26 protein-coding genes are annotated in these 25469 nt (G+C 72.2%); 17 read left to right on the forward strand and 9 right to left on the reverse strand.

Features of this window, described 5'->3' with window-relative positions:
• Positions 1-233 precede the first annotated feature (233 nt).
• From ABL310_RS08755 to murJ, 4 genes are all read left to right on the forward strand, one after another.
• Positions 234-1103 carry a LysR family transcriptional regulator gene (locus ABL310_RS08755; protein ID WP_349371292.1) on the forward strand — a complete coding sequence of 290 codons (870 nt, stop codon included), beginning with the start codon at positions 234-236 and terminating at the stop codon, positions 1101-1103.
• A gap of 101 nt (positions 1104-1204) precedes the next feature.
• Entirely contained in the window at positions 1205-2368 is a 1164-nt protein-coding gene (argE, locus tag ABL310_RS08760; protein WP_349371293.1) for an acetylornithine deacetylase, read from the forward strand.
• Between the two features lie 68 nt (positions 2369-2436).
• Positions 2437-3192 (forward strand): class I SAM-dependent methyltransferase, encoded by a 756-nt coding sequence (locus ABL310_RS08765; protein ID WP_349371294.1) that lies wholly within the window; start codon positions 2437-2439, stop codon positions 3190-3192.
• A 66-nt stretch (positions 3193-3258) separates the two neighbouring features.
• Entirely contained in the window at positions 3259-4785 is a 1527-nt protein-coding gene (murJ, locus tag ABL310_RS08770) for a murein biosynthesis integral membrane protein MurJ (protein ID WP_349371295.1), read from the forward strand.
• A gap of 18 nt (positions 4786-4803) precedes the next feature.
• Here murJ and ABL310_RS08775 read toward each other — a convergent pair whose 3' ends face one another.
• Together ABL310_RS08775 and hisI are read right to left on the reverse strand one after the other, a co-directional pair.
• Complete coding sequence (locus tag ABL310_RS08775; RefSeq protein ID WP_349371296.1) at positions 4804-5952, reverse strand: patatin-like phospholipase family protein; 1149 nt, start codon at positions 5950-5952, stop codon at positions 4804-4806.
• A 157-nt stretch (positions 5953-6109) separates the two neighbouring features.
• The gene (hisI, locus tag ABL310_RS08780; RefSeq protein ID WP_349371297.1) at positions 6110-6544 is read right to left on the reverse strand and encodes a phosphoribosyl-AMP cyclohydrolase; all 435 of its coding nucleotides are present in this window, start codon (positions 6542-6544) and stop codon (positions 6110-6112) included.
• Positions 6545-6688: 144 nt separating this feature from the next.
• Between hisI and ABL310_RS08785 the strand changes: the two genes are divergently transcribed.
• Positions 6689-6940, forward strand: a complete 252-nt coding sequence (locus tag ABL310_RS08785) for an AbrB/MazE/SpoVT family DNA-binding domain-containing protein (protein WP_349371298.1) — start codon at positions 6689-6691, stop codon at positions 6938-6940.
• Positions 6941-7083: 143 nt separating this feature from the next.
• On the opposite strand, the gene folE is transcribed toward ABL310_RS08785, so the two are convergent.
• Positions 7084-7725, reverse strand: coding sequence for a GTP cyclohydrolase I FolE (gene folE / locus ABL310_RS08790; protein ID WP_349371299.1), 642 nt, complete (start codon positions 7723-7725; stop codon positions 7084-7086).
• Positions 7726-7894: 169 nt separating this feature from the next.
• Here folE and ABL310_RS08795 point away from each other — a divergent pair, with 169 nt between their 5' ends.
• Positions 7895-8338 carry an iron-sulfur cluster assembly scaffold protein gene (locus ABL310_RS08795; RefSeq protein ID WP_349371300.1) on the forward strand — a complete coding sequence of 148 codons (444 nt, stop codon included), beginning with the start codon at positions 7895-7897 and terminating at the stop codon, positions 8336-8338.
• Positions 8339-8350: 12 nt separating this feature from the next.
• On the opposite strand, the gene hisS is transcribed toward ABL310_RS08795, so the two are convergent.
• Together hisS and ABL310_RS08805 are read right to left on the reverse strand one after the other, a co-directional pair.
• Complete coding sequence (gene hisS, locus ABL310_RS08800; protein WP_349371301.1) at positions 8351-9877, reverse strand: histidine--tRNA ligase; 1527 nt, start codon at positions 9875-9877, stop codon at positions 8351-8353.
• 95 nt (positions 9878-9972) lie between these two features.
• Entirely contained in the window at positions 9973-10812 is an 840-nt protein-coding gene (locus ABL310_RS08805; RefSeq protein ID WP_349371302.1) for a VCBS repeat-containing protein, read from the reverse strand.
• Between the two features lie 124 nt (positions 10813-10936).
• Between ABL310_RS08805 and ABL310_RS08810 the strand changes: the two genes are divergently transcribed.
• The 4 genes from ABL310_RS08810 (at position 10937) to ABL310_RS08825 (ending at position 13951) form a co-directional block, all read left to right on the forward strand.
• A complete protein-coding gene (locus tag ABL310_RS08810) occupies positions 10937-12544 on the forward strand; it encodes a carboxyl transferase domain-containing protein (protein WP_349371303.1) in 1608 nt (535 codons plus the stop codon).
• 121 nt (positions 12545-12665) lie between these two features.
• Complete coding sequence (locus tag ABL310_RS08815) at positions 12666-12938, forward strand: bacteriocin (protein ID WP_349371304.1); 273 nt, start codon at positions 12666-12668, stop codon at positions 12936-12938.
• Between the two features lie 67 nt (positions 12939-13005).
• Positions 13006-13467, forward strand: a complete 462-nt coding sequence (locus ABL310_RS08820; RefSeq protein WP_349371305.1) for a BLUF domain-containing protein — start codon at positions 13006-13008, stop codon at positions 13465-13467.
• 40 nt (positions 13468-13507) lie between these two features.
• The gene (locus ABL310_RS08825; RefSeq protein ID WP_349371306.1) at positions 13508-13951 is read left to right on the forward strand and encodes a response regulator; all 444 of its coding nucleotides are present in this window, start codon (positions 13508-13510) and stop codon (positions 13949-13951) included.
• Between the two features lie 12 nt (positions 13952-13963).
• Here ABL310_RS08825 and serB read toward each other — a convergent pair whose 3' ends face one another.
• Positions 13964-14896 (reverse strand): phosphoserine phosphatase SerB, encoded by a 933-nt coding sequence (gene serB, locus ABL310_RS08830; RefSeq protein ID WP_349371307.1) that lies wholly within the window; start codon positions 14894-14896, stop codon positions 13964-13966.
• Between serB and miaA the strand changes: the two genes are divergently transcribed.
• Positions 14895-15839 (forward strand): tRNA (adenosine(37)-N6)-dimethylallyltransferase MiaA, encoded by a 945-nt coding sequence (gene miaA / locus ABL310_RS08835; RefSeq protein WP_349371308.1) that lies wholly within the window; start codon positions 14895-14897, stop codon positions 15837-15839. The genes serB and miaA overlap by 2 nt on opposite strands.
• A 10-nt stretch (positions 15840-15849) precedes the next feature.
• Here miaA and ABL310_RS08840 read toward each other — a convergent pair whose 3' ends face one another.
• Entirely contained in the window at positions 15850-16398 is a 549-nt protein-coding gene (locus ABL310_RS08840; RefSeq protein ID WP_349371309.1) for a superoxide dismutase family protein, read from the reverse strand.
• Positions 16399-16521: 123 nt separating this feature from the next.
• On the opposite strand from ABL310_RS08840, the gene ABL310_RS08845 reads away from it, so the two are divergent.
• Positions 16522-17253 (forward strand): TlyA family RNA methyltransferase, encoded by a 732-nt coding sequence (locus ABL310_RS08845; protein WP_349371310.1) that lies wholly within the window; start codon positions 16522-16524, stop codon positions 17251-17253.
• Complete coding sequence (locus tag ABL310_RS08850) at positions 17246-18574, forward strand: RNA methyltransferase (RefSeq protein WP_349371311.1); 1329 nt, start codon at positions 17246-17248, stop codon at positions 18572-18574. The genes ABL310_RS08845 and ABL310_RS08850 overlap by 8 nt, the downstream gene beginning before the upstream one ends.
• 223 nt (positions 18575-18797) lie before the next feature.
• Here ABL310_RS08850 and ABL310_RS08855 read toward each other — a convergent pair whose 3' ends face one another.
• Positions 18798-20060, reverse strand: coding sequence for a type III PLP-dependent enzyme (locus tag ABL310_RS08855; RefSeq protein WP_349371312.1), 1263 nt, complete (start codon positions 20058-20060; stop codon positions 18798-18800).
• Positions 20061-20223: 163 nt separating this feature from the next.
• Between ABL310_RS08855 and ABL310_RS08860 the strand changes: the two genes are divergently transcribed.
• From ABL310_RS08860 to ABL310_RS08870, 3 genes are all read left to right on the forward strand, one after another.
• On the forward strand, positions 20224-20451 hold the full coding sequence (locus tag ABL310_RS08860; RefSeq protein ID WP_349371313.1) for a hypothetical protein: 228 nt from the start codon (positions 20224-20226) through the stop codon (positions 20449-20451).
• A gap of 144 nt (positions 20452-20595) precedes the next feature.
• Positions 20596-20853 carry a type II toxin-antitoxin system HicA family toxin gene (locus ABL310_RS08865; RefSeq protein WP_349371314.1) on the forward strand — a complete coding sequence of 86 codons (258 nt, stop codon included), beginning with the start codon at positions 20596-20598 and terminating at the stop codon, positions 20851-20853.
• Positions 20850-21083, forward strand: coding sequence for a hypothetical protein (locus ABL310_RS08870; RefSeq protein ID WP_349371315.1), 234 nt, complete (start codon positions 20850-20852; stop codon positions 21081-21083). Before ABL310_RS08865 ends, ABL310_RS08870 begins: the two co-directional genes overlap by 4 nt.
• Positions 21084-21159: 76 nt before the next feature.
• On the opposite strand, the gene recG is transcribed toward ABL310_RS08870, so the two are convergent.
• Positions 21160-23319 (reverse strand): ATP-dependent DNA helicase RecG, encoded by a 2160-nt coding sequence (gene recG, locus ABL310_RS08875; RefSeq protein ID WP_374730406.1) that lies wholly within the window; start codon positions 23317-23319, stop codon positions 21160-21162.
• Between the two features lie 517 nt (positions 23320-23836).
• Here recG and ABL310_RS08880 point away from each other — a divergent pair.
• Positions 23837-25426 carry an alpha-amylase family glycosyl hydrolase gene (locus ABL310_RS08880; RefSeq protein ID WP_349371317.1) on the forward strand — a complete coding sequence of 530 codons (1590 nt, stop codon included), beginning with the start codon at positions 23837-23839 and terminating at the stop codon, positions 25424-25426.
• Positions 25427-25469: the final 43 nt, after the last annotated feature.

The following is a 25469-nucleotide window of genomic DNA, read 5'->3' on the forward strand; positions in this document are numbered from 1 at the left end:
CCCGGGCCGTGTGGTCCGGCCCTCGGAGGCATGTTTCGGGCGTTCGTGCCGATGCCGGGCCGCGACCTGTAGGCCGCGCCAGCCGGGCTTGATCGCCGCTGGGGCCACGCTAATATTCCGCTCCGGCATTGTCGATATGCAACCGCATCAAATACGGTAATAGTCAAATGCGCGAGACGGATAGCGGCGACGAAAGTGGCCGTTCCTCTAGGCCCAGCGTCCGGGAGCTCGAGGTGCTCCACGCCGTGATCACCACGCGCAAGACCACGGCGGCGGCCCAGCGACTCGGGGTCTCGCAACCTGCGGTCTCGCGGGCGATCGGCGCCCTGGAGGCGCGGCTCGGCCGCGAGCTGTTCCTGCGCGACGGCGGACGCCTCGTCCCCACGGCGGACGCGTTCGCGCTGGACGCCGAGGCGGCCCCGATCTTCGCCGCGCTCGAGCGGCTCTCCGACTGGCCGGACGTGCGATCGACGGGGACGGTTCTGCGCGTGCTCGCGCCGCCGACGATCGCGCATACCTTCCTCGCGCCCCTCGTCGTGCGCTTCCTCACGGTCGAGCCCGACGCGCGCATCCAGATGGAGATCGGCCGCTCCAGCGACGCCGTGAACGCGGTGGCGGACGGCACCGCGGATCTCGGCGTCGTCGACGTGCCGGCCTCCCATTTCGGCGTGCGCGCCGAGGCCTTTCGCCAGTCGGTGGCGCACGTGATGATGCCCGCGGACCACCCGCTCGCGGCCAAGGACACGGTGACCCCCGCCGACATCGGCGAGACGCCGCTGATCCAGGTGACGCGCCGCTTCTCCGCGCGCGCCCGGCTCGAGCGCGCCTTCTCCGATTACGGCATCGAGCCGCGCACCGTGCTCGAATCGGGCACGATCCAGTTCCTCACCGAGATGGTGCGCGCCGGGCTCGGCATCGCCGTCGTGAACCCGTTCCCGATCGCCTACGTCACCGGCGCGAAGATCGCCTTCAGGCCGTTCATGCCGCAGATCGATTACGAATCGTCCTTCCTCTTCCCCGCCGTCGGCGGAAACCTGCCGGTGGCGCGCCGCTTCGTCGATTTCGTACGCACCGAGCAGATGTCCCTCGTCCCGGCGGACTGATCCGCGGGGTCGCGGGGCGCGACCGGACACCGAGAGAGCCGGGCGCCGCGAGTCCGGCCGCAACATCCGCCGCTCCGCCGAGCGGCGCCAGGAGGCAGTTCATGGACAGCGACCGCATCGTCGCGCATCTGAGAGACCTCGTCGCCTTCGACACGACGAGCCGCAACTCGAACCTTCCCATCGTCGACCATATCGAGGGCGTGCTGCGGCCCCTCGGCTTCGCGCTCGAGCGCGTGCCCGACGCGACCGGCGCCAAGGCCAATCTCTGGGCGACGATCGGCCCCGCCGACGTCCCCGGCTACGTGCTGTCCGGCCATACCGACGTCGTGCCCGTCGACGGCCAGGCCTGGGAGAGCGACCCCTTCGCGCTGACCGAGAAGAACGGGCGCCTCTACGGCCGCGGGGCCTGCGACATGAAGGGCTTTCTCGCCGTCTGCCTCGCGGCGGCGCCCGCGATGGCGCGGGCCGACCTGAAGCGCCCGATCCACCTCGCCTTCTCCTACGACGAGGAGGTGGGCTGCGTCGGCGCGCGCGGGCTCGTGGCGCGGCTGCAGGAGAAGCCCGTGCGCCCGCTCGCCTGCTTCGTCGGCGAGCCGACGCGCATGGGCGTCGTCGTCGGCCACAAGGGCAAGCGCTCGGTAGCGGTGACGGTGCGCGGCCACACGGTGCATTCCTCGCTGGCGCCGCAGGGCGTCAACGCGGTCGAGTTCGCGGCGCTCCTGGTGGCGAAGATCCGTGCCGTCGCCGACCGCCTCGCCGCCGGGGGTGCGCGGGACGGCCTCTACGACGTGCCGTTCTCCACCGCCCATGTCGGCGTGCTGAAGGGCGGCACGGCGCTCAACATCGTCTCGGACCGCGCCGAGATCCTGTTCGAGGTCCGCGCCATCGGCGCCGACGATCCGGACGCGCTCCTCGCCGAGATCGAGGCCCACGCCCGCGAGGCGCTGGAGCCGCGGATGCAGGCGGTGGACCCGCAGGCCGGCTTCTCCTTCGACGTCTATGCCGGCTTCCCCGGCCTCGACACCGCGCCGGAGGCGGAGGTGGTGACGCTGGCCAAGCGCCTCGCCGGGAGGAACGAGCATTCCAAGGTCGCCTACGGCACAGAGGCCGGCCTGTTCTCCGAGCTCGCCGGCATCCCCACCGTGGTGATCGGCCCCGGCGACATCGCCCAGGCGCACCAGGCGAACGAGTGGATCGAGCGCAGCGAGCTCGAGGCCTGCGGGCGGTTCGTGGGCGAGGTGGTGCGGGAAGCGACGCGGGGGTGACGTGCGTCGGCGCCTCGACGCCGGTCGGCTGTGCCGTCGCGACCGCGGAGCGTGAGGAGACCCACCGAATGAGCGCGTTCAAGGACCATTTCTCGGCGAGCTCCGCCGCCTATGCCGCCTTCCGGCCGACCTATCCGGACGCGCTCGTCGACGCGCTCGCCGCGATCGCGCCGGGCCGCGACCTCGCGCTCGACGTCGGCTGCGGCACGGGCCAGCTCTCGACGCGCCTCGCGCGGGTGTTCTCGCGTGTGATCGCCACCGACGCCAGCGCCGAGCAGATCGCGCGCGCCGCTCCCCATGCGCAGGTCACCTATAGGGTCGCGCCCGCGGAGGCGACGGGCGTCGCGGCCGGGAGCGTCGATCTCGTCGTCGCCGCCCAGGCGGCGCACTGGTTCGACCTGCCGGCCTTCTACGCGGAGGCCCGGCGCGCGGCGAGGCCGGGCGCCGCCGTCGCCCTCGTCGCCTACGGAATCATGGACCTGCCCGAGGACGCGGAAGCGGGGCTCGTCTTCGCGCGCTTCTACCACGACGTCGCCGGGCCCTACTGGCCGCCGGAGCGCGCCCATGTCGAGGCCGGCTATGCCACCCTGCCGTTCCCCTTCCCGGGGATCGCGCCCCCGCCGCTCGCCATCGAGGCGCGGCTGCCGCTCGCGGGCCTTCTCGGCTACGTCGACACCTGGTCGGCGCTGAAGGGATTGCGCGCCGCCCACGGAGAGGCGCCGCTCGCCCGCTTCCGGGAGGCCCTCGCCGACGCCTGGGGCGACCCGGAGGCGGAGAAGCTCGTCCGCTGGCCGCTCGCGCTCCGCCTCGGGCGCATCGCCTGAGCGCGGAGGCGCATGACAGCGCGCCGCACTCGGGCTAGATCGGTGCGGCAGGAGCGGCGTCATCCCATGTTCAAGAAGATCGTCTCGGTCGGCGGCTGGACCCTGGTCTCCCGCGTCACGGGCTTCGCGCGCGACGTCACCATGGCGGCGATCCTCGGCGCCGGGCCGATCACGGACGCCTTCGTGGTGGCGCTTCGCCTGCCGAACCATTTCCGCGCCATCTTCGGCGAGGGCGCCTTCAACGCGGCCTTCATCCCGACCTACGCCCAGGCCCGCGCCGCCCGCGGCGACGGCGACGCGCGGATCTTCGCGGGGCGGATCACCGCGCTGGTTCTCGCGACGCAGCTCCTGGTGCTCGCCGCGGCTTTGGCCTTCATGCCGCAGCTCGTCGGCCTCCTCGCGCCGGGCTTCGTCGACGACCCCGTGCGCTACGATCTCGCGGTGGCGCTGACGCGGATCACCTTCCCCTATCTGCTCTTCGTCACCCTGGTGACGCTCTTCTCGGCGGTGCTGAACGCGCACGACCGCTTCGCGGCGGCCGCGGGCGCGCCGATCCTGCTCAACGTCTCGCTGATCGCGGGGCTGCTGCTGGCGGCCTTCTTCCCCACCGCCGGCCACGCCGCCGCCTGGGGCGTGGCGGTCGCGGGCGTGCTGGAGCTCCTGCTCGTCTGGTGGGACGCGGCGCGCAAGGGCCTCGCGCCGAAGCTCTCCCGGCCGAAGCTCGATCCGGACGTGCGCAAGTTCTTCAGGACGCTCGGCCCCGCCCTGATCGGCTCCGCCGGCGTGCAGATCGCCATGTTCGCGGACACGATCCTCGCCTCGCTGCTGCCAGCCGGCGCGGTGTCCTCGCTCTACTACGCCGACCGGCTCTACCAGCTTCCCGTCGGCGTCATCGGCATCGCCGCGGGCACCGTGCTGCTGCCGGAGATGAGCCGGCGCATCGCGGAGGGGGACGTCGCCGGCGCGCACGCCGCGCAGAACCGCGCGGTCGGCCTCGTGCTGGCGCTGGCCTTGCCCTGCGCGGCGGCCTTCGTGGCGATCCCCGACCTGATCATGCTCGCCCTCTTCGGCCGCGGCGCCTTCACGGCGGCGGACGCCGCGGCGGCGGGCGCGGTGCTCGCGGCCTATGCGACGGCGCTGCCCGCCGTGGTGCTGATCCGCGCCGGGCTCGCGAGCTTCCACGCCCGCTCCGACACGACGACGCCCGTGATCGCCTCGCTCACCGGGGTGGCGGTCAACGTCGTCTTCAAGATCCTGCTGACCGAGCCGCTGGGCGCGCCGGGCCTCGCCATCGCCACCGCGATCGGCGCCTGGGTGAACGTGGGCCTCCTCTTCGGCCTCGCCTGGCGGCGCGGCTGGACGGCGCCGAACGCGACGCTCGGCAAGGCGCTGGCGGTGAGCCTCGCCGGCACGATCCTGCTGGCGCTCGCGGTCTTCGCCCTGCGCGACCCCGCGGCCGCCTTCGCCGCGCGCCTGCCGGCGCTGGAGGCGGAGGCGCACCTCGCGCTCCTCGCCGCCGCGGGAGGGCTCGTCTACGGGGTCGTCGTCCTCGCGGGGCTGAAGGTCGCCCGGGTGCGGCTCGCGCGGCGCTGATCGCGGCGCGAGCCGCCCTCACGGCACGAGCTGCCGCTCGGCCTCCTGCAGCAGCTCCTGCAGGTCCGGCAGCACCCGCCGCGCCGCCTGGGCGCCGAGATCGATGGTCTCCGCCGCGCGGTGGAACTCGAACAGCCCGATGGCGCCGAGCTTCGGCGCGATCATCAGGTCCGGCGGGTCGCCGGCGAGGCGCGAGCGGGAGATCCGGTCCTGAGTGATGTTGAAGGCGTCGATCATCACGCTCGCGACGCCGGGCCCGATCCGCGGCTTGGGCGGGCGCCCGCGCACGCGATCGGCGGCGCCGCGCACGGGGCCGAACAGGCCCCACCGCCGCGGCTCCTCGATCACCGCCTCGACGAGCTCGTCCTCCTCCTCGTCCCCCGGATGCGGCTCGAGCGACTGGATCGTGGTGCCGCGCAGCCTGAGATCGCCGTTGAGATTGACGCAGACCACGATGTCGGCCCCGAGCGCGCGCGCCGTCGTCACCGGCACGGGATTGATCAGCGCGCCGTCCATCAAGAGCCGGCCGCGGATGCGCACGGGGTCGATGATCCCCGGCAGCGCGTAGGAGGCGTTGACCGCCTGCACGAGCGGGCCCTTGGTCAGCCAGACCTCGTGGCCGGTGCCGAGCTCGGTGGCGATGGCGGCGAAGGTCTTGGGCAGGTCCTCGATGCGCAGAGACCCGAGATCGACCTCGAGCAGCTTCTTCAGCCGATGCCCGGCGATGAGCCCGGAGGCGCCGATATGGAAATCGAGCAGGCCGAGCACCCGGCGCTTGGTCAGGTCGCGGGCGAAGCGCTCGACGTCGTCGAGCTTGCCCGCCGCGTAGCAGCCGCCGACCACCGCGCCGATGGACGACCCGGCGATGACGTCGGGCTCGATCCCCGCCTCGGCGAGGACGCGCAGGACGCCGATATGCGACCAGCCGCGCGCGGCGCCGCCGCCGAGCGCGAGGCCGATCTTGAGGCGGTTCTTCGCGCGCTGCGGCTTGGGCGGACCCTCCGGCGGCTCGGCTTCGGGCGGCGACGGCGGCGCGCCGGCGAGATCGGTCGCGACGGGGGCGGCGGCGTCCGCGGCGGCGGCGGGGGCGTGGGCCTGGGCCTGGGCCTGGGCCTGGGCCTGGGCGAGCGCCCCGGCCTCGGCTCCGAGCGTCGTCGGCTCGCTCATCGCAGCGCCTCCCAAAGCCCGCCTCGCCAGATCCCCGAACAACATGGCGCGAAACTCCTCACCGCCGTCGCCCATCCTCTCCCTCGTCTCGTGAAGGAGACCTGAACAACGCGGCGAAGGTGGGGAATGATGCGCGCCATCTTCGAAAATGCGTGGCTCAGCCGCCTCGTATTTTCGCGTCCTCGGCGGCCGGCGCGAGGCGCGGCCCGGCCTCTCCCGGCACGACGCGGCGATAGAAGCAGGAGCGCCGCCCCGTGTGGCAGCAGCCGCCGTCGCCCGCGACGCGCACGCGCAGCAGGAGGGCGTCCTGGTCGCAATCGGTGCGGATCTCGACGATCGTCTGGATCTGCCCGGAGGTCGCGCCCTTGTGCCAGAGCTCCCCGCGCGAGCGCGACCAGTACCAGGCCTCGCCCGTCTCCAGCGTCTTCGCCAGAGCGTCCGCGTTCATGTGCGCGAGCATGAGGATCTCGCCCGTATCCGCATCCACCGCGAGCGCCGTGACGAGCCCGTCGGCCCCGAAGCGCGGGGCGAGGACGTCGCCCTCCTCGAGGGCGGTCTTGTCGGTGAGGGTGGGGAAATCCGTGGTGTCCATGACGCTCGGGTCTTCTGATCGGGAGCCGGGCGCAGCAGGCGCGAGCACGGGGGGCGAGTCAAGAGTCGTTCGCCTGATGTCCGGTTCCGGCATTGACACGTCGATCTCGCTGCTTTCGTTGTGATCGCAACGGAGGACCCGGTCATGATCGTGAAGCTCGTCGAGATCGGCAGCTCGTTGGGCGTCGAGCTGCCGAGAGACGTCGTCGCGCGATGCGGCTTCGGAGAGGAGATCGAGATGCACGTGACGGGCGGCACGATCGTGCTCGGCCCCCGGCGCGGTCCGCGCGAGGGCTGGGACGAGGCCTTCGCGAAGGCGGCGACCGACGGCGAGGATGCGCCGGCTGCTTCCGGCAGCGGCGCCTATGACTGGGACGAGTCGGAGTGGGAGTGGTAGCGTCGCCGCGTGAGGCGGTCTCCCCGCTCTCGGGCAAGGTGCTCGTCGGGCGCGCCACAGCGTTTCCTTCCCTGTCGGACAGGGAAGGAAAGCATCACGGTCGCCGGTGTCCAGAAGAGCGCGAGCGCCGCCCGCCCCTCACGTCACTTCCCCAGCCGCACCTGCGTGAAGAACCTGGCCTGCTCGGCCGGCTCCTCGCGGAAGAGGCCGGTGAAGACCGTCGTCACCGTCGAGGCGCCGGTCTTGCGTACGCCGCGCATGGACATGCACATGTGCTCGGCCTCGATCAGCACCGCGATGCCGCGGGGCTGGAGCGCGTCGTCGATGGCGTCGGCGATCTGCTGGGTCATGGTCTCCTGCGTCTGCAGGCGCCGCGCGAAGACGTCGACCACGCGCGCGAGCTTCGAGAGACCGACCACGCCCTTCGACGGGAAATAGGCGATATGCGCCGAGCCGACGAAGGGCACCATGTGGTGCTCGCAATGCGAATGGAACGGGATGTCGCGCACCAGCACCATGTCGCCGTAGCCCTCGACGTCCTCGAAGACCTTGGCGAGCACCGCGCCCGCATCCTCGCCGTAGCCGGAGAACAGCTCGGCATAGGCCTTGGCGACGCGCTTGGGCGTCTCGAGCAGCCCCTCGCGGTCGGGATCGTCCCCGGCGAACGCGATGAGGGTGCGCACTGCCGCCTCGGCCTCTTCCCGGCTCGGGCGCGTTATCGTTCTGGTCTCGCCGGCGACGTGCTCATCAACACGCGCGGACAAGGTCTTAACCACGGCATCCATGTGGCGCCTCCCGCTCTGGAACCGTCCGGCTTACGGGGAATGTCTCCCGTCGGATGCGTGTCGCGGCGCATAGCCGCATCGGCGTCGCCGCGAGCCTCCGGCGCGCTACCCGCGAGCCCGCATTCCCCCTATATTGCCGGGTGAAAGCGGGCGAGACCCGGACGGACCGATGCTGGACGACATCTACAACAAGCGCATCCTCGAGCTCGCGGCGGACATTCCCCGCCTCGGACGCCTCCCCGCGCCGCAGGCGAGCGCCACCGTGCGCTCGAAGCTCTGCGGCTCGACGGTGACGGTCGATCTCGTGGTGGAGGACGGCAAGGTGGCGGACTTCGCCCACGAGGTGAAGGCCTGCGCGCTCGGCCAGGCCGCCTCCTCGATCATGGCCCGCCACGTGGTCGGCGCGACGCCCGACGCGCTGCGAGCCGTGCGCGAGAGCATGCGCCGGATGCTCAAGGAGAACGGCCCTCCGCCGGAAGGCGAGTGGGCCGAGTGCGCCGTGCTCGAGCCCGTGCGGGACTTCAAGGCCCGCCACGCCTCGACGCTGCTGACCTTCGATGCGGTGGCGGACGCGCTCGACAAGATCGAGGGCGAGGCCGCGCGGGTGGCCTGACGGCCGCTCGCCTCACCGGTGCCGCGCGAGCACCTCGCGCACGGCCTCGACCATCCCCTCCACGGGCACCGAGAACTGCGCCGGGCGGGCGGCCTTCCATTCCTCGTGGGTCTCGATCTCGGTCGAGGCCTTGGCGCCCTCGATCAGGTCCTTGATCTGCACCTCGCCGCGCTCGCGCTCGTCCGATCCCTGGATGATCACGCAGGGGCTGCGGCGACGGTCGGCGTACTTCATCTGCGCCTTCATCCCGGCCGAGCCGAGATACATCTCGGCGCGCACGCCAGCCCCGCGCAGCGTCGCCACGAGGCGCTGGTAGTCGGCCACGCGGTCGCGGTCCATGACGAGCACGATCACCGGCGCCTGCGGCTCGGCCTGCGCCAGGATCGGGCTGTTCACGAGGCGCAAGGCCGAGAGCAGCCGCGAGACGCCGATCGAGAAGCCCGTGGCCGGCACCGGTTCGGCGCGGAAACGCCCGACCAGCCCGTCGTAGCGCCCGCCGCCGCCGATCGAGCCGAAGCGGACCGGCACGCCGTCCTCGTTGGTCACGGGGAAGGTCAGCTCCGCCTCGAAGACCGGGCCGGTATAGTATTCGAGCCCGCGCACGACGGAGGGGTCGATCTGGACGCGCTCCGCGTAGTCGCCGGCTTCGACGAGCGCCGCGATCTCGCGCAGCTCGGCGACGCCGGCGAGCCCCTTCTCGGAGCCGGCGACCACCGCCTCGAGCGCGGCGAAGGTCGCCTCCAGCGTCTCGCGCTTCGCCTCGCTGAAGGCGATCACGCGCTCGGCCTGCTCGGCCGAGAGCCCCGCGCCCTTGGTGAAGTCCCCGCTCGGGTCCATGCGCCCTGCGCCGAGGAGGTCGCGCACGCCCGCGACGCCGACCTTGTCGAGCTTGTCGACGGCGCGCAGGACGGTGAGGCGGCGCCCGGCCTCGGCCTCGCCGGACAGCCCGATCGCCTCCATCACCCCGTCGAGGACCTTGCGGTTATTGACCTTGACGACGTACTGGCCGGCGAGCCCCAGCCGGTCGAGGGTGTCGGCGGCCATCATGCAGATCTCGGCGTCCGCGGCGGCGGAGGCGGCGCCCACCGTGTCGGCGTCGAACTGCATGAACTGGCGGAAGCGCCCCGGGCCGGGCTTCTCGTTGCGGAGCACCCAGCCCGACCTGTAGGAGCGGTAGGGCTTCGGCAGCGCCTCGAAATTCTCCGAGACGTAACGCGCGAGCGGGGCGGTGAGGTCGTAGCGCAGCGAGAGCCACTGCTCGTCCTCGTCCTGGAAGGAGAACACGCCCTCGTTCGGCCGGTCCTCGTCGGGCAGGAACTTGCCGAGCGCGTCGGTGTACTCCACGAGCGGCGTCTCCACCGCCTCGAAGCCGTAGAGCTCGTAGACCTCCCGGATCGCGGCGAGCATCCGCTCGGCGGCGGCGAGCTCGCCCGGGCCGCGATCGGCGAAGCCGCGCGGCACCCGCGCCTTCAGCCGGTCCGCCTTGGTCTCGCCGGTCTTGCCGCCCGTCTTGCCAGTCGTCTTGTCGGCCTTGGCCATGGTGTCGCCGCCCGTCCGCGCGTCGTGATTGGAGCGCGACGCGATACCCCGTCGCGCGAGCGTGGGCAAGGCCGGGGTCGGCGCGGCGCGCCGGGTCAGCCGCGCTCCCCCGTCGCGAGCGGGACGGCGACGGCGCCTCGATCCGTCGGTACGACGAGGCTCCGGCCCTCCACCCGGATGTCCCCCGCGACCCGCCCGGGCAGCGCGATCCGCTCGGCCTCGACCAGCCGGCCGCCGCGGAAATCCACCACGACGAGCGCGTCGCGGGCCTGGACGGGCGCCACGATGTCCGGGGTCCCGTCGCCGTCCCGGTCGACGAGGGCGTGGAGCCCGAGGGCGGTCGCGCCGAGCGCGTGGTTCGACACGCCGCGCAGCGCGTCGCGCGGGACGAGCCGGCCGTCGCGCCAGCTGGCGACGCGCAGGACGCCGCCGATATGCGGCGTCTCGATCCAGGCGACCTCCATCGCCCCGTCACCGTCGAGATCGGCGGCGCCGATCGGGTTGAGCCAGCGGTTCGCCCGCCCGATCGGCTCGCTCGCCGCCTCCTGCACGAGCGCCCCGCCCTCGACGCCGTAGACGACGAGCGCCGCGCCGAGCCGCGCATCGGCGCGCACCACGATCACCTCGTCGCGGCCGTCGCCGTCGAGATCGGCGAGGCGCGGCGTCAGGTCCTCGAAGACGAAGCGTTCGGGCAGCCGGTGGATCAGCCGCTCCCCGCCGCGCGTCTCGACGACGAGCGCGCCCGCCTCGATCGCGTCGCCCAAGACTCCGTGGGCGTAGCGCGTCGTCGGCTCGGCGAGCCAGGCGCGGGCGACGTCGCGCCCGCCGGTGGCGACTGCGGAATGCGGGATGCGGTCCTCCGGGCCGGGGGCCTGGGCGAGGGCGGGGGCGGGGACGCTGGCGAGAAGCGCGAGCGCGAAGGCGAGACGGATCATGCCGCCGACGCTGCCCCCGGCCGGCCCCCGCCGCAAGCGCCTCGCGCGCTCCTCTCCCGCTTGTGATCCGCGCGGGCCTGCCGCATAACCCACGGGTCGTCACCGCGTCCCGGAGGCCTCTCCCGTGCCCGTCATCGCCTCGCAGATCGATCTCTCCTCCCCGCAGGCGCAGGAGAACCGCGCCGCCTGGGCCGCGCTCGCGGACGAGCTCGCGGCGCGCCGGGCGGAGGTGGCGGAGGGCGGGCCGGCCAAGGCGCGCGAGCGGCACCTCGCCCGCGGCAAGCTGCTCCCGCGCGAGCGCGTGATGCGCCTCCTCGATCCCGGCGCGCCCTTCCTCGAGATCGGCGCGCTCGCCGCCTTCGGCATGTACGAGGACGCGATTCATTCCGCCGGGCTGATCGCGGGCATCGGCCGGGTGTCGGGCCGCGAATGCATGATCGTGTGCAACGACTCGACCATCAAGGGCGGCACCTACTACCCGATGACGGTGAAGAAGCATCTGCGCGCCCAGGAGATCGCCAGGGAGAACCGCCTGCCCTGCATCTACCTCGTCGATTCGGGCGGCGCGAATCTGCCCCACCAGACCGAGGTCTTCCCCGACCGCGAGCATTTCGGGCGCATCTTCTACAACCAGGCCACGATGTCGGGCATGGGCATCCCGCAGATCGCCTGCGTGATGGGCTCCTGCACCGCCGGCGGCGCCTACGTGCCGGCCATGTCGGACGAGACCGTGATCGTGCGCCGCCAGGGCACGATCTTCCTCGGCGGCCCGCCGCTGGTGAAGGCCGCGACGGGCGAAGTGGTCTCGGCCGAGGATCTCGGCGGGGCGGACGTGCACGCCCGCCTCTCCGGCGTCGCCGACCATTACGCCACCGACGACGCGCACGCGCTCGCCATCGTCCGACGCATCGTCGCGAACCTGAACACGGTGAAGCGCGTCGACCTCGCGCTGACCGACCCCGTCGAGCCCGCCTACGACGAGGCCGAGCTCGACGCCGTCGTCCCCACCGACCTCAAGAAGCAGTACGACATCCGCGAGGTGATCGCCCGCCTCGTCGACGGCTCGGAGTTCGACGAGTTCAAGCGCCTCTACGGCACGACGCTGATCACCGGTTTCGCGCGCATCCACGGGATGCCGGTGGGGGTCATCGGCAACAACGGCATCCTGTTCTCCGAGAGCGCGCAGAAGGGCGCGCATTTCGTCGAGCTGTGCTGCCAGCGCGGCGTGCCGCTGCTCTTCCTGCAGAACATCACCGGCTTCATGGTGGGCCGCGAGTACGAGGCCGGCGGCATCGCCAAGGACGGGGCGAAGCTCGTCACGGCCGTCGCCTGCGCGCAGGTGCCCAAGCTCACCCTCATCGTCGGCGGCTCCTTCGGCGCCGGCAATTACGGCATGTGCGGGCGGGCCTATTCCCCGCGCTTCCTGTTCATGTGGCCGAACGCGCGCATCTCGGTGATGGGCGGCGAGCAGGCCGCGAGCGTGCTCGCGACCGTGCGGCGCGACAACATCGAGGCCGAGGGCAAGGCCTGGTCGGCGGAGGAGGAGGAGGCTTTCAAGGCCCCGATCCGCGACAAGTACGAGGCCGAGGGCTCGCCCTACCACGCCACCGCGCGTCTGTGGGACGACGGCGTGATCCTGCCCTCCGAGACCCGACGCGTGCTGGCGCTGGCGCTCGCCGCCACGCTGAACGCGCCGATCCCGCAGACCCGCTTCGGCGTGTTCCGGATGTAGCGCCGCCTCTCGGGGGCGTGCGCGAGCGGGACGGCTCGGGGAAAGTGCGGGTTGAAACGGCCACGCTCTTCTGAAAACGTATCGGCGCGGCGCGCTACGGCGCCGCGACCGGAGACGCCAGATGAAGACGACCCTTCTCGCCTGCGCCGCGCTCGCTCTCGTGCTCGGCGCCTGCAGCCCCAACTCGCGCACCGACCGCGCGCTCGCCGGCGGCGCGATCGGCGCCGGCACCGGCGCTGTGATCGGCGCGGCTGCGACGAACACGGCCGGCGGCGCCCTGGTCGGCGGCGTGCTCGGCGGCGCCGCGGGCGCGATCATTGGCGCGGAGACGACGCCGGCCAACTGCACGGCCCGCGGTCGCGACGGGCGGCTCTATCGCGTTCAATGCCCTTAAGCCACGGGCTTTACGGATTATTATCGCCGCTTTGAGAGCGTGGGGCCGAACCTGACGCGAAGGCCCCATGCTCAACCGTTCCAGCCTCAGCCGGATCATCTATTTCAGCCGCTGCGCGCTCGACCGCGACGCGCTTCTGCGCGACGACCAGCTCGACAAGCTCGTTCGCGCGAGCCGCAGGCAGAACGAGTTCGCCCTGATCACCTCTATCCTGGTGCTCGACAGGGGCTGGTTCTGCCACATGCTGGAGGGCGATCGCGACGCGCTCAACGGCACCTTCCGCCGAATCGCCGCCGATAACCGGCACAAGGAGGTGCGCATCGTCGAATGGCGCGAGATCCCGCGTCGCGAGCTCCTGCCTTCGCTCGAGCTCCTCGATCGCAACCTGATCACCCAGGACATCCTCGACAAGTTCGCGCTCGACGACGCGTTCACGCGCGGCACGCCCAAGCCGAGTCTCGTTCACGCCTGCATCCTCGCGCTTCAGCAGAACCTGCTCGCCAAGCGCGGCATCGAGGCCCTGACATGACGACGCGCCGCACGAAGCGCCTGCGGACGGGAGCGTTCTGATGTCCGACGATCCGTTTCCCGCAGTCCTGATCATCGACGACAACGCCAAGATCGGCCGGCTCGTGGCCGAGATCTTCGCGCGCCTCGGCTTCGCCGAGGTCGACGTCACGCCCTCCGGCGTCGAGGGCATCGAGATGATCCGCAACGGCAATTACGGCCTGATCGTCTGCGACCTCGACCTCGAGCCGGTGGACGGCCTGCAGGTGCTGCGCACGGTGAAGAGCGATGAGGAATTGTTCAAGATCGCCTTCATCCTCACCGAGGTCTCGATCACTTTCGAGCAGGTGACGGCCGCCCACGCCGCCGGCGTCGACGCCTTCCTGCTCAAGCCCTTCGACATCGCCCTTCTGAAGTCGAAGCTCAAGACCGTGCTGCGCCGCCAGGCCCGCCGCCGCCGCATCGTCAACGACTGGGCGCCGAAGAGCATGCACGACGCGTTGTGAGGCCCGGCGGGATCAATCCCGCACGATCTCGTCCGCCGCGTATCCCTGCACGTAGAGCAGCGCCGTCAGGTCCGCGTGGTCGATGCGCGCCGCCGCCGCTTCGGCCACCGCCGGCTTGGCGTGGTAGGCGACGCCCAGCCCCGCCTCGCCCAGCATGGCGAGGTCGTTGGCGCCGTCGCCCACGGCCATCGTCTCGTGCTCGCCGAGGCCGAAGCGCTCGCGCAGCTCGACGAGGGTCGCGTACTTGGCGGCGCGGCCGAGGATCGGCTCGGCGACGCGGCCGACGAGCTTGCCGTCCTCCACGAGGAGAAGGTTCGAGCGGTGCTCGTCGAAGCCGATCATCGCCGAGATCGGGCCGGTGAACAGCGTGAAGCCGCCGGAGACGAGGCAGGCATACGCGCCGTTGGCGCGCATGGTGCGCACGAGCTCGCGGCCGCCGGGCGTGAGCACGATGCGCTCGGCGACGATGTCCGGCACGATGGTTTCGGAGAGGCCGGCGAGCAGCGCCACGCGCTCGCGCAGGGCCGGCTCGAAGGGCAGCTCGCCCCGCATGGCGCGCTCGGTGATGGCGGCGACCTGGGGCTTGAGGCCGACGTAATCGGCCAGCTCGTCGATGCATTCCTGGCCGATCATGGTGGAATCCATGTCGGCGAGGAACAGCTTCTTGCGCCGTCCCGCCGCCGGCTGCACCACGACGTCGATGCCGGCCTCGCCCGCGCCGATCGCGTCGGCGACGGCGTTGCGGTAGTCGGAGAGGAGCACCGCCTCGCCGAGCGGTGCGACGTTCGGGTCCTCCAACGGGCCGGGCGAGAAGGCGACGTCGACGGCGACGCCCTCGGCCAGCGTGCGCGCCGCGCCGCCGGGCAGGACGGACAGCGCCCGCTCCACCGTCGAGGCGTCGAGGCGCGCGTCGTGGCCGGCGATCAGGGTTGCGACGTGTGTCATGGCGTGCGATCCGCGGAGGCTCGGAGATGGAGGACTGACGGCCGTGAGGGCCCTTCTCATCGCAGGCCCGACCGCATCCGGCAAGTCGGCGCTGGCGCTCGACGTCGCCCGGCGGACGAACGGCGTGGTGGTCAACGCCGATTCCATGCAGGTCTACCGCGACCTGCGGGTGATCACCGCGCGCCCGAAGCCGGAGGAGGAGGCGGCGGCCCCCCACCGGCTCTACGGCCATGTGGACGGGGCGGTGAACTATTCCGTCGCGCGCTGGCTCGCGGACGCCACGGCGGTGCTGGCGGAGGTCGAGGCGGAAGGGCGGCTGCCGATTTTCTGCGGCGGCACGGGGCTCTATTTCAAGGCGCTGACCGAGGGCCTCTCCGACATCCCCTCGGTGCCGGACGAGGTCCGCGCTCGCGTGCGGGCCGAATGCGAGGGCCGCGAGACGGCCGACCTGCACGCCTGGCTGCGCGCGTGCGACCCGACGGCCGCGGCGCGGCTTCGCCCCTCCGACCGGCTGCGGGTGATGCGTGCGCTCGAGGTGCACGCCGCGACAGGGCGCTCGATCTCGGATTTCTGGGACGCCCGCGCGCCGGGCCCGCTCTCCGGGGAGGGGGTGGAGACGATCTTCCTCGCGCCCGACCGCGCGGAGATCCGCGCGCGCATCGACGCGCGCTTCCTCGCCATGATGGACGAGGGCGCGCTGGACGAGGTGCGGGCTCTGGCCGCGCGCGGGCTGGACCCGCTCCTGCCGGTGATGCGCGCCCACGGCGTGCCGGGGTTGATCGCCCATCTGAACGGGCGGATGTCCCTCGGCGAGGCGATCGCCAAGGGACAGGCGGACACGCGGGCCTACGCCAAGCGGCAGGTGACCTGGTTCCGGAACTCCATGCCCGGGTGGCGATGGATCGACCCGCGCGAGGCGCCCGACGTCGCGCTGCGGCTCTGACGCGCCGTCCTCACTGCTGGCGCTGGATCACCGCGCAGGCGAGGCGGTCCCCGGCGCCGCCGATCGGCTGGGTGACGTGGTCGTCGCGGTTGACGTGGATCACGAGCGCCGAGCCGTCCTCGTCGAAGAGCGCCGGATCGCCGTCGAAGGTGACCAGCGTCGTCGCGAACTCGGTCACGGCCGCGCCGTTCTCGCCGACGTAGAAGTTCGACAGGTCGCCGGCTTCCGGACCCTCGGCGTGGAGGTGGCCGTGCATGGCGCCCTCGGAGGTGATGTGGCCCTGCGAGGCCTGGAAGTCGGGGGCGTCCGAGCAGTCGCCGACGCGGTGGAAATGCGCCGCGTGCCAGCCCGTCTCGAGCTGCCCCTGGTCGATGGTGAAGCGGCCGACGACGCCGTTCGGCCCGCCGCGCAGGACGAGGAGGCCGATCTCGTCGCCCTGCTGGCCGAGGATCGGCGTCTCGAAGGTCTCGATCTGCGCCTGGTCCTGCGCCGCGGCGGGCGTGGCCAGCACGCCGGCGGCGAGGAGTGCGGCGAGGGCGAGCGAGGTGGGGCGGTGCATGACATGTCTCCGCTGTCGAGGAATGGATCGCCGGAAAACGGCGCGCGCCGGCTCCTGTTCCCATCCCTCGCCGACCCGGCCGGAGCGTGCTAGGGAGGCGGCCCGCATGTCGATGGAGACCGCATGACGAAGACCCGCGCCGACACGCTCCTCGTTGCGCGCGGGCTGTTCGAGAGCCGCGCCAAGGCGCAGGCCGCCATCGCGGCGGGCCTCGTCAGCGCCGACGGCGCGCCGGTGCGCAAGGCCTCCGAGGCTCTGCCCGAGACCGCTGCCATCGAGGCGTCCGCGCCGCACCCCTACGTCTCGCGCGGCGCGCTGAAGCTCGAGGCGGGGCTCGACGCCTTCGGCTTCGACCCCGCCGGCCTCGCCTGCCTCGACGTCGGCGCCTCGACCGGCGGCTTCACGGACGTCCTCCTCGCCCGCGGCGCGCGCCACGTCGTCGCGGTCGACGTCGGGCGCGACCAGCTCCACCCGCGGCTGCGCGCCGATCCGCGGGTGGACGGCCGCGAGGGCTGCGACGCCCGCGCCCTCGACCTCGCCGCCCTGCCGCATCCGGTGGATCTGATCGTGTCGGACCTGAGCTTCGTCTCGCTGCGGATCGCGCTCGCGCCGGTGCTCGATCAGGCGCGGCCGGGGACGCGGCTCGTGGCCTTGATCAAGCCGCAATTCGAGGCCGGCCGCGCGGCGCTCGACAAGCGCGGGATCGTGCGCGACGCCGCGGTGCGGGAGCGGGTCGGGACGGAGATCGCCGCCTTCCTCGCCGCCCGCGGCTGGCGCGTGCAGGGGCGCGTGCCGTCCCCCATCGCCGGCGGCGACGGCAACCTCGAAGAGCTGATCGGAGCCGTGCGTGGCTGACGAAGAGACCCTCCGCGACGAGACCCTCCGCCCCGGCGAGACCGACATCGTCGAGGTCGTGATCGACCGCCTCGGCGCGCGGGCCGACGGCATCGCCGAGACGCCGCGCGGGCCGCTCTACGTGCCCTACGCGCTCCCCGCCGAGCGGGTGCGCGTGGCGCTGCGGGAGGGCGACCGGGCGCGGCTCGTCGCGGTGGAGACGCCCGCGCCGGAGCGCATCGCGCCGTTCTGCCCCTATTTCGGCGCCTGCGGCGGCTGCCTGACGCAGCATATGGCCGAGCCCGCCTATCGCGCGTGGAAGACCGGCATCCTCGCCCGCGCGCTCGAGACCGCGGGCGTGACGCCCGAGGCGATCGCGCCGATGGTCGACGCGCGCGGCGCCGGCCGCCGTCGGCTGACCTTCCATGCCCGCTATCGCGACGGCAAGGCGCGGGTCGGCTTCATGGCGGCGCGCTCGCACGATCTCGTCGCCGTCGCGCATTGCCCCGTCGCCGAGCCGGCGCTCGGCGCGCGCGCCGCCGACGGCGGGCCCGCCCCCGCGCCGAAGGCGGCGGCGGCCCTCGCCCACCTGATGCGCGGCTCGGCGAAGCCCCTCGACATCCAGGCGACCCTCACCGAGGCCGGGCTCGACGTGGACATCCGCGGCCACGGCAAGGTGGACGAGGGGCTGCGGGCGAAGCTGATCGGGGCGGCGAACCTGCTCGACCTCGCCCGGCTCTCGCTCCATGGCGAGATCCTGGTGGAGCGGCGCCCGCCCCTGGTGCGCATGGGCCCCGGCGCGGTGGCGATCCCGCCGGGGGGCTTCCTCCAGGCGACGGGGGCGGGCGAGGCGGCGCTCGCGGCGCTGGTCGTCGAGGCCTGCGCCGGAGCCAAGCGGATCGGCGATCTCTTCGCCGGCGCGGGGCCGTTCGCACTGCGCCTCGCCGAACGCGCGCAGGTCCATGCGGTGGAGAGCGACGCCGCCGCTCTCGCAGCCCTCGACCGCGCCGCGCGCACGACGCCGGGCCTGCGCCGGGTCACCACCGAGGCGCGCGACCTCTTCCGCCGTCCGCTGCTCGCCACCGAGCTCGCCGCCCTCGACGCCGTGGTGCTCGACCCGCCCCGCGCCGGCGCCGAGGCGCAGGCGCGCCGCCTCGCCGAGACCGAGGTCGCGACGGTCGCCTACGTTTCCTGCGACCCGGCGACCTTCGCCCGCGACGCCGCGATTCTCACGGGCGCCGGCTACCGGCTGGAGCGCGTCACCCCCGTCGACCAGTTCGCGCACACGGCGCATCTCGAGCTCGTCGGCGTGTTTCGCTCCGCCGTCGCGCGCCGCCGCTGAAGGCTCGCCATGCTCGCGCCACGATCCAGGAATTGCGAGACGCGGCTACGCGCACCGCGAACAAAACGAGACCGCCACGTCGGGATGCGACCTCGGGACCGCGGAAACCGCGCGTGTTGACGAGCCAACACTAGCGATGCGTGCGGGTTCTCCGAACGAACGGCGAACGTCCGGATCGCTTGAGCGACGGGCGGATCGCGCCGCCCGTCGCCGTCGGCGGCGCTCAGCCGGCGGCCCTCTGATCGGCCTCGGCGTCGACACCCGTCGCCGCCACGTGGATGGCGGGCGGAAGCAGGCCGTTGAAGGCGACCGCGGAATAGGTCGTCGAATAGGCCCCGGCGGCGAGGAAGACCAGGCGGTCGCCCTCCGCGAGATCGACCGGGAGCATGTACGACGTGTTGGTGTAGAGCACGTCGACGCTGTCGCAGGTCATGCCGGCGATGCTGGTGCGCTCGAGCGGCGCCCCGCGGTCGGGCACCAGGATCGGGTAGCGGATCGTCTCGCCCATGGCCTCGATCAGGCCGCGATAGAGGCCGGCGTCGATCATCAGCCAGCGCGACCCCGCCCGCCGCGTCGCGAGCACGACGGAGGCGACGACCGCGCCGGCCTCGGCCGAGAGCGCCCGCCCGGGCTCGGCGAGGAGACGGTAGCGAGCGAGCCGCTCCCCGAAGGCGGCGGCGAGCGCCTCGCGGACGATGGCGGCGACGTCGGCGAGCGGGTCCTCGCCGATGGCGTAGGGCGCCGGGAAGCCTCCGCCGAGATTGAGCAGCGACGGCGTGAAGCCCTCCGCCTCGGCGCGCCCGAGCACCTCCGCGGCGGTGCCGATGCCGGCGCGCCAGGTCTGGGGATCGACCTGCTGCGAGCCCACGTTCAGCGAGATGCCGGCGGGCACGAGCCCCGCCGCGACCGCCCGGCGCATCAGGTCGACGGCGCCATCCGGCTCGATGCCGAATTTCGGCCCCGACGGCCAGGCCGCCCGGCCTGGCGTGGCGCGCAGACGGATCTGGACCTGCGCCCCCGGATGGATGGCCGCGATCTTGGCGATCTCCTCCTCGCTGTCGACGGCGTAGAGGCTCAGGCCCGCGTCGCGCGCCTGGGCGATCGAGTCGCTCGTCTTGATCGGGTTGCCGAACAGCATCCGCTCGCCCGGCACGCCCAGCGCCCGCACCAGCGCGAGCTCGCCGTCGCTCGCCACGTCGAAGCCGGTCCCGTCCTCGGCGAAGCCGGCGAGCAGGGGCTCGTCGGGCTGCGTCTTGACGGAATAGAACACCTCGATCCCCGGCAGGAGATCGCGGAACCGGGCGAGCCGCGCCCGGGCGATGTGCGGCGCATGCACGAAAGCGGGCGTCGGCGCGGTGGCGAAGAGACGGCGCGCCGCCGGATCGCCCAGCAGCGCCAGCGGCGTAGCGACCGCGGATTGCAGGCCGGTGATCCGCGTGAGAGTCGAGGCGCCCGGAAGGGCGACCCCGGAGTATCGATCGACCATGGTTCTAGTTCCTTCCGCTAACCTCAGGTTTCTGAAATCTCACGTCGAGATTGCATCCTACGTGTTTTTACGCAAGCCTGAGCGCGGCTGTCAACGGCGCAGCAGGGGCGCGGCGGAACGTCGCATTGGTGGGTGATAGCGATCTTGGATCGCATCATACGGAATGGCGGCACCCGCCCAGAGCCTCTACGGCGAAGGCGCGCGCGCCGCCTCGAGCCCCTCCGCGAGGGCGGCGATCTCGTCGAGCGAGGTCGGCACGCTGATCGGCGTGCGCCTGCGCTCGGACCTGTTGAAGGCGCTGGACGAGGCGATCGCGCGGGAACCCGAGCCGAAGCCTGGGCGGGCGGAGATGATCCGGCGCATCCTGAGGGCTCATCCGGACGAGCCGTGAGCGTGAAGGCCTGATCGGTTGTCGTCGGTTGAGCTTCATGCTCAGATGCAGGCCTGAGAAAGTAGAGGACGTCGGGTTCGATGCCGGTGCGAAATCAGTCGCATGAGGCGCGGTGCGCGGCGTGCGTGCGGTGGGGCCGTATCAATGGGTCGGGTGGAGCGAGCCAGGGAGGCTTTCCGGGCCTGCGAAGGACCGTTCTCGTTCCGCACCTTCGAAGCGATCCTGCGCGATGCGGGCTACGTGCTGGTGAAGCCCGCTGGCCGAACAGGTGGTTCGCGGCGACGTTACGTGCATCGAGAGAGCGGGCATATTATCATGCTGCACGAACCGCACGACGACGTCATGCAGCCGGGCATGGTTCGGCGGCTGCGGCGCGAGCTGATGGAGCGAGGCGTTCTATGACGATGCTCACCTACAAGGAATTCCGCGGCTCGCTGGAGCACGAGGACGGGCGCTGGATCGTGCAGATCCTCGACATCGAGGACACCGTGCTGGACGAGGTCGGAGACACCGCGGCGGCGCAAGAGGCCTTTGCGGATCTCGTCGAGGATTACCTCGCGACCTGCCATGCGGCGGGCAAGGAGCCGAGCCGCCCGTTCGAAGGCTCGCACGGTATGCGCCCGGGCCGGTGACGCGGGCCGGTCTAGGCGTCGCTAGAGGGAATGCGCTGGCAAGTATTTGATTCTCGATGGCTTTTTGGCCAGCATCTCACCCCGCTCCCAGCGTCCGCACCGCCGCATCCCGCGAGAACAAATACAGCAGCACCCTGAGCGCCGCCCCCCGCTCCCCCTCCAGCCCCGGGTCGCGCTCCACGATCAGCCGTGCATCGTCCCGGGCCGTCTCCAGCAGCCGCCCGTCCCGCTCCGGCCGCAGCAGCTTGAAGCCCGGCAGGCCGGATTGCCGCGTGCCCAGCACCTCGCCTTCGCCGCGGAGCTTCAAATCCTCCTCCGCGATGCGAAAGCCGTCTTCCGTCTCGCGCATGATCTCGAGCCGCGCGCGGGCGGTCTCGCCCAAGGGGCCCTTGTAGAGCAGCAGGCAGGTCGAGGCCCCCGAGCCGCGCCCGATGCGCCCGCGCAGCTGGTGCAACTGCGCCAGCCCGAAGCGCTCGGCGTGCTCGATGACCATGATCGTCGCCTCGGGCACGTCGACGCCGACCTCGATCACCGTGGTGGACACGAGCAGCGTCGTCTCCCCCGTCTGGAAGCGGCGCATGGCCTCGTCCTTGTCGCGGCCCGGCATGCGGCCGTGGATCACGCCCACGCGCGCGCCGAACCAGCGGCGCAGGTCCTCGCCGCGGTCCTCCGCGGCGGCGAGGTCGATGGTCTCGCTCTCCTCGACGAGCGGGCAGACCCAGTAGACCCGCGCGCCGGCCTCCATGGCGCGCCCCAATCCCTTCACCACCTCGTCGATGCGCTCCAGCGCGATCAGCTTCGTCTGGATCGGCTGGCGGCCCGGCGGCTTCTCGTCGAGGATCGAGACGTCCATGTCGCCGAACCAGGTGAGCGCCAGGGTGCGCGGGATCGGCGTCGCGGTCATGACGAGCACGTCCACGGCCCGGCCCTTGGCGCCGAGCGCGAGGCGCTGGTGCACGCCGAAGCGGTGCTGCTCGTCGACGACGGCCAGCCCAAGGTCGTGGAAGACGACCTCCTCCTGGAACAGCGCGTGCGTCCCCACCGCGATCTGGATCGACCCGTCCGCGAAGCCCGCGAGCGCCGTGCGGCGCTCGGCCCCGCGGTCGCGCCCGGTGAGAAGGGCGATCGAGAGGCCGGCCTCCACGGCCAGCGGCTTGAGGCGCGCGTAGTGCTGGCGCGCCAGGATCTCGGTCGGCGCCATCATCGCCGCCTGCCGCCCCGCCTCGATGGCGCTCGCCATGGCGAGGAGGCCCACCACGGTCTTGCCGGCGCCGACGTCGCCCTGGAGCAAACGCAGCATGCGCTTGTCGGAGGCCATGTCGCCGCGGATGTCGGCGATGGCGCGGGCCTGCGCGCCGGTGAGCGCGTAGGGCAGGCCGCGCGTGATCGCCTCGACCAGCCGCCCGTCGCCGGCGTTGCCGCGCCCCGGCTTGCGGCGGGCGCGGGCGCGCACCAGCGCGAGGGCCAGCTGCGAGGCGAGCGCCTCGTCGTAGGCGAGGCGGCGCCGCGCCGGGTGGTCCTCGGCGGCCTCGCCGGCGACGGCCTCGACGTCCGGCGGCCTGTGCAGCGTCGTCAGCGCCTCGCGGAAGGCGGGGAATTTCTCGCGGGCGAGGAAGGCGGGGTCCTGCCACTCGGGCAGCTCCGGCACGCGCTCCAAGGCCGCCCCGATGAGGCGCGCGATCATGCGCGAGGTGAGGCCCTCGGTCTGGCCGTAGATGGTCTCGACGGCGGGGAGCTTGTCGATCTCGGAGAGGTCCACGATCCGGTCGGGGTGCACCATCTGCCGGCGCCCGTCGTAGAGCTCGAGCTTGCCGGAGACCACCTTGCGCGCGCCGACGGGGAGGAGCCGCTCGATCCGTGCGCGGGGCATGTTGAAGAAGACGAGCGCCACGTCCCCGCTCTCGTCGTCGGCGACGACGCGGTAGGGCGCCTTCGAGCGGTTCAGCGGGCCGGGCTGGTGATGCGAGACCGTGACGACGAGGGAGACCGGCTCGCCGATCGGCGCGTCCGTGATCTTGCCCGCGACCCGCCGCGAGACGCCGCCGGTCGGCAGATGGAACAGGAGATCGACGATCCGCGCCGGCTGCCCCGGCTCGCCGACGAGCCGGTCGACGAGCGGCGCGATCTTCGCCCCGACGCCGGGGAGCGAGGTCGCGGGGGCGAACAGCGGATCGAGGATGGACGGGCGCACCTGGGGCGACTTTCTCGGGGTCGACGGGGTGCGAAAGTGGCCGATCCGGGCGGGGAGGGCAAGGCTGGACGTGACAGCGTCATGTCAGGCAAACGACGCATGTTCGCGTTTTCGGATTGCAGCGCCGAGTTCCGCCAGATAGGTTGCGAGCCGCCATCGAGCGAAACGCCAGGGCTGTGCAGGCGCCCCGTGCCGGGCATCCTCCCGGCGCCCTCGGGCGGAGGAGCCGCTCGATCGACGGAGAGACATGACGATGTCGTGGAGATTTCCGCGCCTGAGCGTGTCCGTCAGCTTCCGCTGGGTGCGGAAGGCGAGCCTACACCTCGCCTTCCGCTTTAGCCTCGGCGGCTGACGAAAGAGTGGGGGAGGGGAGACCCTTCCCCGCTCACTCCGGCAAGATAGCATCCCGGCCCGAAATGACAACCGGGTACGCGCTCGCGCCGCGCATGTCCGGCGAAATCCGACGAAGCGATGAAGCCGTCCGCCGCGCCGCCCGACCCCGCGCCGTCGGAACATCCCGGGAGCCGGCTTCGTTCGTCACCCTCCACAGCAGGAGGACGCCATGGTCGGCGGGACGTCGTGGTGGCAGCACGGCATCATCTATCACATCTACCCGCGCTCGTTCCAGGACACGGACGGCGACGGCATCGGGGACCTGCGCGGCATCGAGGAGCGACTCGAGCACATCGCGGGGCTCGGCTGCGACGCCTTCTGGATCAGCCCGATCTATCCCTCGCCGATGAAGGACCACGGCTACGACGTCGCGGACTATACCGGCATCCACCCGCTGTTCGGGACGCTGGAGGATTTCGACCGGGTCGTCGCCAAGGCGAAGAGCCTGGGGCTCAAGGTCATCCTCGACTTCGTGCCCAACCACACCTCCGACCAGCATCCCTGGTTCCTGGAGAGCCGTTCCTCGCGCGAGAGTCCCAAGCGCGACTGGTACGTCTGGCGCGACGCGAAGCCCGACGGCTCGCCGCCGAACAACTGGATCTCGGTCTTCTCCGGCTCGGCATGGGAGTGGGACGAGGCGACGGGGCAGTACTACCTGCACTCCTTCCTCACCGAGCAGCCGGACCTGAACTGGCGCAATCCGGAGGTCCGCGCGGCGATGTACGACGCCATGCGCTTCTGGCTCGACCGCGGCGTCGACGGCTTCCGGGTGGACGTCGTGTATTACTGCATGAAGGATCCGAAGCTGCGGGACAATCCGCCCAATCCCGGCTGGAAGCCCGGCATGCCGGAGATCGACACGCTGCTCCAGACGCACTCGAACGACCACGAGGACATGGCCATCGTCATCGGCGAGATGCGCCGCCTCGTCGACGAATACGAGGACCGGCTCCTGATCGGCGAGATCTACCTGCCGCTGGAGCGGCTGATGGCCTATTACGGGCGCGACCTCTCGGGCGCGCACCTGCCCTTCAACTTTCAGCTCATCCTCACCCCCTGGAATGCCCACGAGGTGCGGGCGCTGGTCGAGCAGTACGAGGGGCTGCTGCCGCAGGGCGGCTGGCCGAACTGGGTGCTCGGCAACCACGACCAGGCCCGCGTCGCCGCCCGCGTCGGCGCGGCGCAGGCGCGGATCGCGGCGATGCTGCTGTTCACCCTGCGCGGCACGCCCACTCTCTATTACGGCGACGAGATCGGCATGCCCAACGTCGAGATCCCGCCGGGGCGCGGCGAGGACGCCTGGGGTCGCCACGAGGCGGGCTTCACGCGCGATCCGCAGCGCACGCCGATGCAGTGGGACGCCTCCGAACACGCAGGCTTCTCGACGGTGGAGCCCTGGCTGCCGCTCTCGCCGGACCACGCGGCGCGAAACGTCGAGACGCAGGATCGCGATCCCGGCTCGATGCTGACCCTCCACCGGCGCCTCATCGCCATGCGGCGCGCCTCGCCGGCGCTCGCCATCGGCGACTGGTCCGGCATCGAGACCGCGGGCGAGGTCTTCGCCTTCAAGCGCCGTCACGGGGGCGACGAGCTGACGATCGTGCTCAATTTCGGAACACAGGAGGAGGCCGTGCCGAACCTGCATCTCGCCGGCGGCCAGGGCCGGATCGCGCTCTCGACGCATCTCGACCGCGACGACGAGGCCGTCGGGCCGGGGGTGGTGCTGCGGCCGAACGAGGGGGTGATCATCGTGGCGTGAGAGGCGGGGCGCGGAGGAGCGGTGTCATCCCCGGCCGGAGCGC

Source organism: Salinarimonas sp. (genome assembly GCF_040111675.1).
Taxonomy (GTDB): domain Bacteria; phylum Pseudomonadota; class Alphaproteobacteria; order Rhizobiales; family Beijerinckiaceae; genus Salinarimonas.

Coding starts and splice junctions, on each gene's coding strand:
- argE (WP_349371293.1), top strand. CDS start 1,205: ATGGACAGCGACCGCATCGTCGCGCATCTGAGAGACCTCGTCGCCTTC.
- ABL310_RS08765 (WP_349371294.1), top strand. CDS start 2,437: ATGAGCGCGTTCAAGGACCATTTCTCGGCGAGCTCCGCCGCCTATGCC.
- murJ (WP_349371295.1), top strand. CDS start 3,259: ATGTTCAAGAAGATCGTCTCGGTCGGCGGCTGGACCCTGGTCTCCCGC.
- ABL310_RS08775 (WP_349371296.1), bottom strand. CDS start 5,952: ATGAGCGAGCCGACGACGCTCGGAGCCGAGGCCGGGGCGCTCGCCCAG.
- hisI (WP_349371297.1), bottom strand. CDS start 6,544: ATGGACACCACGGATTTCCCCACCCTCACCGACAAGACCGCCCTCGAG.
- ABL310_RS08785 (WP_349371298.1), top strand. CDS start 6,689: ATGATCGTGAAGCTCGTCGAGATCGGCAGCTCGTTGGGCGTCGAGCTG.
- folE (WP_349371299.1), bottom strand. CDS start 7,725: ATGGATGCCGTGGTTAAGACCTTGTCCGCGCGTGTTGATGAGCACGTC.
- ABL310_RS08795 (WP_349371300.1), top strand. CDS start 7,895: ATGCTGGACGACATCTACAACAAGCGCATCCTCGAGCTCGCGGCGGAC.
- hisS (WP_349371301.1), bottom strand. CDS start 9,877: ATGGCCAAGGCCGACAAGACGACTGGCAAGACGGGCGGCAAGACCGGC.
- ABL310_RS08805 (WP_349371302.1), bottom strand. CDS start 10,812: ATGATCCGTCTCGCCTTCGCGCTCGCGCTTCTCGCCAGCGTCCCCGCC.
- ABL310_RS08815 (WP_349371304.1), top strand. CDS start 12,666: ATGAAGACGACCCTTCTCGCCTGCGCCGCGCTCGCTCTCGTGCTCGGC.
- ABL310_RS08820 (WP_349371305.1), top strand. CDS start 13,006: ATGCTCAACCGTTCCAGCCTCAGCCGGATCATCTATTTCAGCCGCTGC.
- ABL310_RS08825 (WP_349371306.1), top strand. CDS start 13,508: ATGTCCGACGATCCGTTTCCCGCAGTCCTGATCATCGACGACAACGCC.
- miaA (WP_349371308.1), top strand. CDS start 14,895: ATGGCGTGCGATCCGCGGAGGCTCGGAGATGGAGGACTGACGGCCGTG.
- serB (WP_349371307.1), bottom strand. CDS start 14,896: ATGACACACGTCGCAACCCTGATCGCCGGCCACGACGCGCGCCTCGAC.
- ABL310_RS08840 (WP_349371309.1), bottom strand. CDS start 16,398: ATGCACCGCCCCACCTCGCTCGCCCTCGCCGCACTCCTCGCCGCCGGC.
- ABL310_RS08845 (WP_349371310.1), top strand. CDS start 16,522: ATGACGAAGACCCGCGCCGACACGCTCCTCGTTGCGCGCGGGCTGTTC.
- ABL310_RS08855 (WP_349371312.1), bottom strand. CDS start 20,060: ATGGTCGATCGATACTCCGGGGTCGCCCTTCCGGGCGCCTCGACTCTC.
- ABL310_RS08860 (WP_349371313.1), top strand. CDS start 20,224: ATGGCGGCACCCGCCCAGAGCCTCTACGGCGAAGGCGCGCGCGCCGCC.
- ABL310_RS08865 (WP_349371314.1), top strand. CDS start 20,596: ATGGGTCGGGTGGAGCGAGCCAGGGAGGCTTTCCGGGCCTGCGAAGGA.
- ABL310_RS08870 (WP_349371315.1), top strand. CDS start 20,850: ATGACGATGCTCACCTACAAGGAATTCCGCGGCTCGCTGGAGCACGAG.
- ABL310_RS08880 (WP_349371317.1), top strand. CDS start 23,837: ATGGTCGGCGGGACGTCGTGGTGGCAGCACGGCATCATCTATCACATC.